At 52.2% G+C, this 11,499-nt stretch carries 7 protein-coding genes and 3 pseudogenes; all 10 read left to right on the top strand.

Going from position 1 to position 11,499, the window contains the following annotated elements:
- Nucleotides 1–654: bacteriophage T4 gp5 trimerisation domain-containing protein (locus FQZ95_RS06500; protein WP_404852872.1), on the top strand; the 654-nt coding region annotated here is incomplete at its 5' end.
- A gap of 66 nt (nucleotides 655–720) precedes the next feature.
- Nucleotides 721–4,896, top strand: a complete 4,176-nt coding sequence (locus FQZ95_RS06495) for an RHS element core protein (RefSeq protein WP_237427962.1) — start codon at nucleotides 721–723, stop codon at nucleotides 4,894–4,896.
- A 10-nt stretch (nucleotides 4,897–4,906) separates the two neighbouring features.
- A complete protein-coding gene (locus tag FQZ95_RS06490) occupies nucleotides 4,907–5,386 on the top strand; it encodes a tetratricopeptide repeat protein (protein ID WP_160530022.1) in 480 nt (159 codons plus the stop codon).
- Entirely contained in the window at nucleotides 5,374–5,859 is a 486-nt protein-coding gene (locus FQZ95_RS06485; protein WP_160530021.1) for a tetratricopeptide repeat protein, read from the top strand. The genes FQZ95_RS06490 and FQZ95_RS06485 overlap by 13 nt, the downstream gene beginning before the upstream one ends.
- A gap of 187 nt (nucleotides 5,860–6,046) precedes the next feature.
- Nucleotides 6,047–7,438, top strand: a pseudogene (locus FQZ95_RS06480) (RHS repeat-associated core domain-containing protein); the annotation flags it as partial.
- A gap of 14 nt (nucleotides 7,439–7,452) precedes the next feature.
- Nucleotides 7,453–8,016, top strand: a complete 564-nt coding sequence (locus tag FQZ95_RS06475) for an ankyrin repeat domain-containing protein (protein ID WP_160530020.1) — start codon at nucleotides 7,453–7,455, stop codon at nucleotides 8,014–8,016.
- Nucleotides 8,013–8,228 (top strand): hypothetical protein, encoded by a 216-nt coding sequence (locus FQZ95_RS06470; RefSeq protein WP_148787585.1) that lies wholly within the window; start codon nucleotides 8,013–8,015, stop codon nucleotides 8,226–8,228. The genes FQZ95_RS06475 and FQZ95_RS06470 overlap by 4 nt, the downstream gene beginning before the upstream one ends.
- Nucleotides 8,212–9,258, top strand: a pseudogene (locus tag FQZ95_RS06465) (RHS repeat-associated core domain-containing protein); the annotation flags it as partial. The gene FQZ95_RS06470 and the pseudogene FQZ95_RS06465, both read left to right, overlap by 17 nt.
- Nucleotides 9,259–9,427: 169 nt before the next feature.
- Nucleotides 9,428–9,880, top strand: a complete 453-nt coding sequence (locus FQZ95_RS06460; protein WP_032184170.1) for a hypothetical protein — start codon at nucleotides 9,428–9,430, stop codon at nucleotides 9,878–9,880.
- Between the two features lie 277 nt (nucleotides 9,881–10,157).
- Nucleotides 10,158–11,347, top strand: a pseudogene (locus FQZ95_RS26935) (DUF6531 domain-containing protein); the annotation flags it as partial.
- Between the last annotated feature and the right edge of the window lie 152 nt (nucleotides 11,348–11,499).

Here is an 11,499-nt window from a genome sequence, read left to right as displayed (position 1 = left end):
GATGCGACAGGGAAAGAACAGGTCTACATCCACGCGCAGAAGAACATGAACACCGAGGTGCTGAATAACCGCACCACGGATGTGATAAACAACCATGCTGAGACCATCGGCAACAATCAGATGATTGCGGTTACCAACAATCAGATACAGACAGTGGGCGTTAACCAGATAGAGACGGTGGGCAGTAACCAGATCATTAAAGTGGGCTCTGTTCAGGTGGAAACGATTGGACTTGTTCGTGCGCTGACTGTGGGCGTGGCGTATCAGACGACGGTAGGTGGCATTATGAACACCTCGGTGGCCCTGATGCAGTCCTCGCAGATCGGTTTGCATAAGTCGTTGATGGTCGGGCTGGGTTATGACGTCAAAGTCGGAAATAACGTTACCTTCACCGTTGGTAAAACGAAAAAGGATGATACCGGGCAGACCGCGATTTACTCCGCCGGTGAGCATCTGGAACTCTGCTGTGGTAAGGCAAGGCTGGTGCTGACTAAGGACGGACAAATTTTTCTCAACGGCACAAAAATTCATTTGCAGGGTAAGGAGCAGGTTAATGGTGACTCACTGTTGATTAACTGGAACTGTGCAGCCTCGAAATCCCCACCGAAGACCCCTGATGAAAAGCAGGATACGCCGGATATGAGAGAGTACTGATCCCGTACCTGTTCGGTATTCAGTAACAAACAAGCATTAAAAATAAACAGAAGAAGGAATTGAATCATGAGCGGAAAACCAGCGGCGCGTCAGGGAGATATGACTCAGTATGGCGGTCCCATTGTCCAGGGTTCGGCAGGTGTAAGAATTGGCGCGCCCACCGGCGTGGCGTGCTCGGTGTGTCCGGGCGGGATGACTTCGGGCAACCCGGTAAATCCGCTGCTGGGGGCGAAGGTGCTGCCCGGCGAGACGGACCTTGCGCTGCCCGGCCCGCTGCCGTTCATTCTCTCCCGCACCTACAGCAGCTACCGGACGAAGACGCCTGCGCCTGTGGGGATTTTTGGCCCCGGCTGGAAAGCGCCTTCTGATATCCGCTTACAGATACGCGATGATGCACTGGTACTCAACGACAACGGCGGACGGAGCATTCATTTTGAGCCGCTGCTGCCGGGGGAGGCGGTGTACAGCCGCAGTGAGTCAATGTGGCTGGTGCGCGGTGGTAAGGCAGCGCAGCCGGACGGCCACACGCTGGCGCGGCTGTGGGGGGCGCTGCCGCCGGATATCCGGTTAAGCCCGCATCTTTACCTGGCGACCAACAGTGCACAGGGGCCGTGGTGGATACTGGGGTGGAGTGAGCGGGTGCCGGATACTGAGGACGTACTGCCAGCGCCGCTGCCGCCGTACCGGGTGCTTACCGGGCTGGCGGACCGCTTCGGGCAGACGCTGACGTACCGGCGTGAGGCCGCCGGTGACCTGGCCGGGGAAATCACCGGCGTGACGGACGGTGCCGGGCGGAAGTTCCGTCTGGTGCTGACCACGCAGGCGCTGCGTGCGGAAGAGGCCCGCACCTCTTCGCTATCTTCTTCTGACCGTTCCCGCCCTCTCTCAGCCTCAGCGTTCCCCGACACACTGCCCGGTACGGAATACGGCCCCGACAGGGGCATCCGTCTTTCGGCGGTGTGGCTGATGCACGACCCGGCATACCCGGAGAATCTGCCCGGTGCGCCACTGGCGCGGTACACGTATACGGAAGCCGGTGAACTGCTGGCGGTATATGACCGCAGCAATACGCAGGTGCGCGCTTTCACGTATGACGCGCAGCACCCGGGCCGGATGGTGGGGCACCGTTATGCGGGAAGGCCGGAGATGCGCTACCGCTACGACGATACCGGGCGGGTGGTGGAGCAGCTGAACCCGGCAGGGTTAAGCTATCGCTATCTTTATGAGCAGGACCGCATCACCATCACGGACAGCCTGAACCGGCGAGAGGTGCTGCATACAGAAGGCGGGGCCGGGCTGAAGCGGGTGGTGAAAAAAGAACTGGCGGACGGCAGCGTCACGCACAGCGGGTATGACGCGGCAGGAAGGCTCACGGCACAGACGGACGCGGCGGGACGGCGGACAGAGTACGGCCTGAATGTGGTGTCCGGCGATATCACGGATATCACCACGCCGGACGGGCGGGAGACGAAATTTTACTATAACGACGGGAACCAGGTGACGGCAGTGGTGTCCCCGGACGGGCTGGAGAGCCGCCGGGCGTATGATGAGCTGGACAGGCTGGTAACGGAGACATCGCGCAGCGGGGAGACAGTACGCTACCGCTACGATGACGCGCACAGTGAGTTACCGGCGACGACAACGGATGCGACGGGCAGCACCCGGCAGATGACCTGGAGCCGCTACGGGCAGTTGCTGGCCTTCACCGACTGCTCGGGCTACCAGACCCGCTATGAATACGACCGCTTCGGCCAGATGACGGCGGTTCACCGCGAGGAAGATATCAGCCTTTACCGCCGCTATGACAACCGTGGCCGGTTAACCTCGGTGAAAGACGCACAGGGCCGTGAAACGCAGTATGAGTACAACGCCGCAGGCGACCTGACCGCCGTCATCACCCCGGATGGCAACCGGAGTGAGACACAGTACGATGCGTGGGGAAAGGCGGTCAGTACCACGCAGGGCGGGCTGACGCGCAGTATGGAGTATGATGCTGCCGGACGTGTCACCACGCTGACTAACGAGAACGGCAGCCGAAGTGAGTTTACCTACGATGCGCTGGACCGGCTGGTACAGCAGCGCGGCTTTGACGGGCGGACGCAACGTTACCACTATGACCTGACCGGAAAACTCACGCAGAGTGAAGATGAGGGGCTTGTCACCCTCTGGCACTACGACGAATCGGACCGCATCACGCACCGCACGGTGAACGGCGAACCGGCAGAGCAGTGGCAGTATGATGGCCACGGCTGGCTGAGAGAAATCAGCCACCTGAGCGAAGGCCACCGTGTTGCCGTCCACTATGGCTATGACGACAAGGGCCGTCTGACTGGCGAGCGCCAGACGGTGCATAACCCGGAGACGGAGGAACTGCTCTGGCAGCATGAGACGAAACAGGCATACAACGAACAGGGGCTGGCAAACCGCGTCACGCCGGACAGCCTGCCGCCGGTGGAGTGGCTGACGTATGGCAGCGGTTACCTGGCGGGAATGAAGCTGGGCGGGACGCCGCTGGTCGAGTATACGCGGGACAGGCTGCACCGTGAGACGGTGCGCAGCTTCGGCAGCATGGCAGGCAGTAATTCCGCATACGAACTGACCAGCACATACACCCCCGCAGGTCAGTTACAGAGTCAGCACCTGAACAGCCTGGTGTATGACCGTGACTACGGGTGGAATGACAACGGCGACCTGGTGCGCATCAGCGGCCCGCGACAGACGCGGGAATACGGCTACAGTGCCACGGGCAGGCTGGAGAGCGTGCGCACCCTCGCACCGGACCTGGACATCCGCATCCCGTATGCCACGGACCCGGCGGGCAACCGGCTGCCGGACCCGGAGCTGCACCCGGACAGTACACTCACAGTGTGGCCGGATAACCGCATCGCGGAGGATGCGCACTATGTCTACCGCCACGATGAATACGGCAGGCTGACGGAGAAGACGGACCGCATCCCGGCGGGTGTGATACGGACGGACGACGAGCGGACCCACCACTACCACTACGACAGCCAGCACCGCCTGGTGTTCTACACGCGGATACAGCATGGCGAGCCACTGGTCGAGAGCCGCTACCTCTACGACCCGCTGGGCCGCCGGACGGGGAAACGGGTGTGGCGGCGGGTACGTGACCTGACGGGGTGGATGTCGCTGTCGCGTAAACCGGAGGTAACGTGGTACGGGTGGGACGGCGACAGGCTGGCGACGGTACAGACCGACACCACGCGTATCCAGACGGTATACGAGCCGGGAAGCTTCACACCGCTCATCCGCATCGAAACAGACGTGACCGAACTGGAGAAAGCGCAGCGCCGGAGCCTGGCGGAGAAGTTACAGCAGGAAGGGAGCGAGGACGGTCATGGTGTGGTATTTCCGGCTGAACTGGTGCGGCTGCTGGACAGACTGGAGGAAGAAATCCGGGCAGACCGCGTGAGCAGTGAAAGCCGGGCGTGGCTTGCGCAGTGCGGGCTGACGGTGGAAAAACTGGCCAGACAGGTGGAGCCGGAGTACACACCGGCACGCTCACAGTATTTGTATCACTGTGACCACCGTGGACTGCCGCTGGCGCTTATCAGCGAAGACGGTAATACGGCGTGGAGCGCGAAATATGATGAATGGGGAAACCAGCTATATGAGGATAACCCGCATCACCTGTACCAGCCGTACCGGCTGCCGGGGCAACAGTACGATGAGGAGTTGGGGCTGTGCTATAACCGGAACCGGTACTATGACCCGTTGTTGGGAAGGTATATCACCCAGGATCCGATTGGACTGAAAGGGGGATGGAACCTGTATGCGTATCCACTAAATCCGGTGCAGCGGATTGATCCGATGGGGCTAAATGGATGGAATTCATTAGGTGATGGTGGGATTAAAGAAGTATGCCAACAAGTTAATTCTGCGGTGAGGTATTTACCTCCAGATGAAGCCGCGAAAGTCATACATAACGTAGAAACAATGCATAATGTATACAATCCACTCTCAGAATACGTTTTCGGTTGGTCCGTTGCCCCAGCTTTGGTTGCCGGGGGGGTGCTAGGTGGTGAAGTATCCTTGGCTGAAAGAGGTGCGGCATGTATTACTAATGTGGCTGATGCAGTAATAGTAAAAGGCGAAAGAGATGAGAAAAAACTAGCATTCGTATGTGTCAAAGGTGTTGCTGATGCTGGTTTATCAGGTTTTCCGAAAAAAATGTATGATTTTGTTTTTGATAATCTAGTTTCGTACACTCAAAAACAATAAGGATAAAGTGATGAGATGTGGTTTTGTTTTATTAGGGGCGAGCATGCTGTTTGTGAGCTTTTTCTTTTTTTATGTGTTGGTTTTTTGTGAAAATGACTCAAATAAGAGAGTGATATATTTAACGCAAATGGCAGAAAGAGGTGATAAAGACGCTCAAACAGATCTTGGTATGGCTTACGGAGAAGGATTCGGCGTTGTTAAAAATTATGAGAAAGCTGCTTTCTGGTATTCAAAGGCCGCGACACAAGGTTCAGTTTCTGCGTTATTTAATCTTGGCCTTTTCTACGAAAAAGGGTGGGGGGTTACTAAAAATTTACAATTGGCAAGAGAATTTTATAGCAAGGCAGCAGTTAGGGGGAGTGTCGATGCGCAGGTAAATTTAGGGGTTTTTTATATAAATGGCTTGGGAGGGAGGATAGATTATTTACGGGGAAGAAATCTATTTTTGATGGCTGCGGAGAAAAAAATACTGTTGCATTGTATAATTTAGGTTATATTTATAATTACGGGCTGGGTATTCCTCGTGACGAAAAGCAGGCAGCTAAATGGTATGGTAAGGCTGCGGAATTAGGTTCTATGAGCGCGAGAAATTCTCTTGCTTTATATTATTCTAGAGGTGCTGGTAACTTACCTGTAGATAGAAAGAGAGCTCTTGATTTACTTAAAAGTTCCGCGTGCCAGGGCTATGCCGTAGCTCAAAATAACTTAGGGATTTTGTACCTGGAAGGAGGTGATGAAATATCTAAAGATGTTCGAAAATCATATGCATGGTTCTCCGTGGCATTCTATAATGGGATTAAAACTGCTAACGAGGCACGAAAGAAAATAGCAACTTATATGGATGAGAAAGAAGCAAAAGAGGCTGAAAATTTGGCGCGCGAATATATTAATAATTATCCAACATCAATCAATGGATCGGATACAAATAAATCAGACTCGCAGTGTAGATTGCCAGCATACTGAGTTTAAAAAAGAAGGTCGTAAAATATAAAATATAAATGAAAGTATATAATCACTCATCCGCAGTGAAGACGAGGAACTCATCACCCTCTGGCACTACGATGCATCAGACCGTATCACTCACCGCACGGTGAACGGCAAAGCGGCAGAACAGTGGCAGTATGACGACCACGGCTGGCTTACTGACATCAGCCATATCACCGAAGATGCGCACTACCTGTACCGCTACGATGAATACGGCCGACTGACGGAGAAAACGGCCCGCATCCCGACAGGTGTTATCCGGATGTACGACGAACGCACCCAGCTCTACCATTACGACAACCAGCACCGCCTGGTGTTCTACACGCGGATACAGCATGGCGAGCCGCAGGTGGAGAGCCGCTACCTTTACGACCCGCTGGGCCGCCGGACAGGGAAACGGGTGTGGCGTCGCATGCGTGACCTGACGGGGTGGATGTCGCTGTCGCGTAAACCGGAGGTGACATGGTACGGCTGGGACGGTGACAGGCTGACGACGGTACAGACTGACACCACGCGTATCCAGACGGTGTACCAGCCGGGGAGCTTCACGCCGCTCATCCGTATCGAGACAGAGAACGGCGAATGGGAGAAAGCGCAGCGCCGCAGCCTGGCGGAGAAGTTACAGTCGGAAGGGAGTGAGGACGGTCACGGTGTGGTGTTCCCGGCTGAACTGGTGAGGATGCTGGACAGGCTGGAGGAAGAAATCCGGGCAGACCGAGTGAGCAGTGAAAGCCGCCAGTGGCTGGCACAGTGCGGGCTGACGGTGGAACAACTGGCAACACAGGTAGAGCCGGAGTACACAGCGGCACGCTCACTGCATCTTTATCACTGCGACCACCGGGGACTGCCGCTGGCCCTCATCAGCGAAGACGGCAATACGGTGTGGAGTGCGGAATACGATGAATGGGGCAACCTGATGAATGAGGAGAACCCGCATCACCTGCACCAGCCATACCGCCTGCCGGGCCAGCAGCACGATGAGGAATCGGGGTTGTGCTATAACCATAACCGGTACTACGATCCGTTGCAGGGGAGGTATATCACCCAGGATCCGATAGGGCTGGAGGGTGGATGGAACTTGTATAATTACCCACTGAATCCAGTCACAGAGACTGATCCACTGGGGCAAAAAGGGATGCGTTCTGATGGTCATCCTTGGGGCTATGGATGTGGAGATGAGAGTACAGACAGATTTGTACCTGATTCTTTGGGGGCTGCTGACTTTTTACCAGCCTGTCGAAATCATGATATATGCTATGGAACATTAGATAGTGACAAGGCTACTTGTGATAAAGGCCTTGGGTCTGATATGAAATACGCATGTAAAAATGATTTAAAAGGATTACATACATTATACCGTCCCCTTTGTAATGGTATGGCAGGAGGATATGAATTTGCAGTAAGTAAATTTGGTCAGTCGGCCTATGATGCCGCACAGGAAAAAGCATTAAATAACTATATGGAATTTGAAATGTTAGATTTATTACAAAGCATGGGAGAGAATGTCAATCCAGATGAATATAAGCAGGCGCATGATAGAGTTGTTAATCCAAATTGAATGCAGAGGGGAGTATGTTATTAAAACTGATAATATTATTTTCAATATTCTTTATCCCGTTTTTGGCAGGTTGCAGTATGTTTGATGATGTTTTTGAGAAAAACTACTCATTGAGTTCTGTTGCCAGTTATCCAGATGATGTTGATGAATTAAAAGAAATATGGTTTTTTTGTGAAAGATGTTTAAGTGATGAGCAGTGCGAAAATCATTACATTAAACAATGTAGAGATATAACTATTCCTGGTAGAGATGAAGCATTAAGTAAAGCTGTAGGCAGAGCCAATGTCGAAGCTGTTTACTTTCTTGTTGATGTGGCAAAAACTGATGTCAATGGTATTACAGGTAAATATAAGGAAACACCATTAATTATTGCTGCATATTATGGAACTCAAGCACATCAGGATATAGCTGAATTTTTGCTATTGCATGGGGCAGATATTAATAAAACTTACCCAGCCATTGGGCGAAATCCTCTAGGTGTCGCCAGATGGAAGCATAATGTCGATTTCGTTAATTTTCTACTGAAGCATGGTGCTGAACCAGCAGTACATATGGGGTCGATTGAGAATAAAGAGTGAGATTTAACAAAAATGCAATTCATGCTCTCGCCTTGGGTGACGGTATTGATACTGCTTTTAAGTGTTCAGGAAAAATGGAAAGTGGTAAACCCTTAAAATCTTCGGGCAAATGGGATTACTCTGTTGGTGGGACAAATGGTGCCTTTCTTTATCTTAAAGACTATTCAAATATTTTGACGGCTGGCCACACAGGAAATGTCGCTGTCGCGTAAACCGGAGGTGACATGGTACGGCTGGGACGGTGACAGGCTGACGACGGTACAGACTGACACCACGCGTATCCAGACGGTGTACCAGCCGGGGAGCTTCACGCCGCTCATCCGTATCGAGACAGAGAACGGCGAATGGGAGAAAGCGCAGCGCCGCAGCCTGGCGGAGAAGTTACAGTCGGAAGGGAGTGAGGACGGTCACGGTGTGGTGTTCCCGGCTGAACTGGTGAGGATGCTGGACAGGCTGGAGGAAGAAATCCGGGCAGACCGAGTGAGCAGTGAAAGCCGCCAGTGGCTGGCACAGTGCGGGCTGACGGTGGAACAACTGGCAACACAGGTAGAGCCGGAGTACACAGCGGCACGCTCACTGCATCTTTATCACTGCGACCACCGGGGACTGCCGCTGGCCCTCATCAGCGAAGACGGCAATACGGTGTGGAGCGCGGAGTATGATGAATGGGGAAACCAGCTAAATGAGGAGAACCCGCATCATCTGTACCAGCCATACCGCCTGCCGGGACAGCAGCACGATGAGGAGTCGGGGTTGTACTATAACCGGAACCGGTACTATGACCCGTTGTTGGCAAGGTATATCACCCAGGATCCGATTGGGTTGAATGGAGGGATAAACCTTTACACATATCCGTTAAATCCGTTATCAGGTATAGACCCATTAGGTTTGTGTCTGGAAGATTTGTGTATAATAGAGGGCGCTATAGGTTTATCTATTCTTTGGGGAATGGGATCTTCGTATTATGCGACGCAGGCACAACAATCAGGTAATCAGACTAGTACAACAACTACTAGCTTGCCTGCGTGTAATACAGCGGGTCAATGCTCTCCTTGTAACCCACCAGTTGGAGAGAAATTCAATAAAACAACACATTATGATCATGATCATGCTGAATGCTTACAGAGAACTGGTTCGAAAGTGCATTGGCATTATCAGACACATAACCAAATTCCTTATCCTGATTGTACATGTAAACTTCAAAAACATGCATTTGGTGGCTGTGGAGTTGCACCACCATAAGTTATCAATCTATACTTTAAAATCATAATGGATTCTTATACTTCCATTGTGCTGATTGTATGTGCAGTGGTGAGTATAGATGTCATGAATATTAAATTTTATCTCGATGTTTAATATTTGGTGAGTATAATCTATAATAGATAAATATGTTTTATGTGGCGATATCAATATGAAAAAACTAGTTGAGAAAGATTTTATCGACCAAATGCATGATAATAAAATGTGGGCAGTTAAATTCAATTTCGATGGGGGGCAGGTATTAATTAAAGATTATCTTGAACTTGATATTGATTATGTTATAAATGTTGATTCCTCCATCGGAGATGGAATCGTGTTTCACATATGCCCTGCAAAGATAATTTTTGAATGCGTTAGTAGCTTTAATATCCAATTGTCTTCCGATACTGAATCGGATGGCTATTTTAATGCAGATTGCTTATACATCTTGGAAATAAAAAAGAAATTCATTAAAAATAACAAAACGCATTACAGTATAATTTTTTGCAATAATGTTGGGTATATTAAACTTTATGCAGCCAAAGCATCATTATATATTAGTGATGAGGAGGTGTATAAAGTTGGTGATTCTGATTTTATACCTATTGAAAAAAGAATTAAATAATTTAGAAAATAGTGTATCCTGATTAATGAATGTCCATATTATGTTCGGTTGTTTATTGAGGATGCGATCTGCCTCTGAGATAATAAATGAAATGAGCGGCTAGAGATTTTCACACAGAACTACACTGGTCTTTTTGCGATATCTGACATTATGTAATACATATTCAGCCATGCATTAATTAAAATGTTACCTGTTTAATGTGAGTCCCTGTCTGAAAATAAATAATCCCCCCCGGATTAAAATAAACTCTCGCCGGGAAAGAAAGAGGAAATAAACCATGAGCGGAAAACCAGCAGCACGTCAGGGTGATGCCACGGCAAAAGGCGGTCCGATAGTCCAGGGGTCAGCGGGGGTACTGATAGGCGCGCCCACCGGCGTGGCGTGCTCGGTGTGTCCGGGCGGGATGACCTCGGGCCATCCGGTAAATCCGCTGCTGGGGGCGAAGGTGCTGCCCGGCGAGACGGACCTTGCCCTGCCCGGCCCGCTGCCGTTCATGCACTCCCGCACCTACAGCAGCTACCGGACGAGGACGCCTGCCCCGGTGGGCGTTTTCGGCCCCGGCTGGAAAGCGCCTTCGGATATCCGCTTACAGCTACGTGATGACGGACTGATACTCAACGACAACGGGGGGCGGAGCATTCACTTTGAGCCGCTGCTGCCGGGGGAGACGGTGTACAGCCGCAGCGAGTCAATGTGGCAGGTGCGCCACTGGCGCGGTACACGTATACGGAAGCCGGTGAACTGCTGGCGGTATATGACCGCAGCAATACGCAGGTGCGCGCTTTCACGTATGACGCGCAGCACCCGGGCCGGATGGTGGGGCACCGTTATGCGGGAAGGCCGGAGATGCGCTACCGCTACGACGATACCGGGCGGGTGGTGGAGCAGCTGAACCCGGCAGGGTTAAGCTATCGCTATCTTTATGAGCAGGACCGCATCACCATCACGGACAGCCTGAACCGGCGAGAGGTGCTGCATACAGAAGGCGGGGCCGGGCTGAAGCGGGTGGTGAAAAAAGAACTGGCGGACGGCAGCGTCACGCACAGCGGGTATGACGCGGCAGGAAGGCTCACGGCACAGACGGACGCGGCGGGACGGCGGACAGAGTACGGCCTGAATGTGGTGTCAGGCGATATCACGGACATCACCACGCCGGACGGCAGGGAGACGAAATTTTACTATAACGACGGGAACCAGTTAACGGCGGTGGTGTACCCGGACGGGCTGGAGAGCAGCCGGGCATATGATGAGCTGGACAGGCTGGTAACGGAGACATCGCGCAGCGGGGAGACAGTACGCTACCGCTACGATGACGCGTACAGTGAGTTACCGGCGACGACAACGGATGCGACGGGCAGCATCCGGCAGATGACCTGGAGCCGCTACGGGCAGTTGCTGGCCTTCACCGACTGCTCGGGCTACCAGACCCGCTATGAATACGACCGCTTCGGCCAGATGACGGCGGTCAGGGAAAGATCACGTAACGCTGCTTTTTTGTACTAAACAATTCGCATTTTATGTTTAAAAATTGAGATATTCCTTATTACCTGAAGCTGTTTTTTATTGCTTATACATGATCAAATACTCCTTACATAATTAAGGAGAACAAAATGGTACTT

The sequence above is a fragment of the Escherichia sp. HH41S genome, assembly GCF_009820115.1.
Classification (GTDB): domain Bacteria; phylum Pseudomonadota; class Gammaproteobacteria; order Enterobacterales; family Enterobacteriaceae; genus Escherichia; species Escherichia coli_F.
The sequence above is the reverse complement of the archived record's forward strand: the minus strand, read 5'-3'. Positions and strand labels throughout refer to the sequence as shown.

Excerpts from the sequence above, each read along its gene's own strand:
- FQZ95_RS06495 (WP_237427962.1), top strand. The coding sequence starts at position 721 with ATGAGCGGAAAACCAGCGGCGCGTCAGGGAGATATGACTCAGTATGGC.
- FQZ95_RS06490 (WP_160530022.1), top strand. The coding sequence starts at position 4,907 with ATGAGATGTGGTTTTGTTTTATTAGGGGCGAGCATGCTGTTTGTGAGC.
- FQZ95_RS06475 (WP_160530020.1), top strand. The coding sequence starts at position 7,453 with ATGTTATTAAAACTGATAATATTATTTTCAATATTCTTTATCCCGTTT.
- FQZ95_RS06460 (WP_032184170.1), top strand. The coding sequence starts at position 9,428 with ATGAAAAAACTAGTTGAGAAAGATTTTATCGACCAAATGCATGATAAT.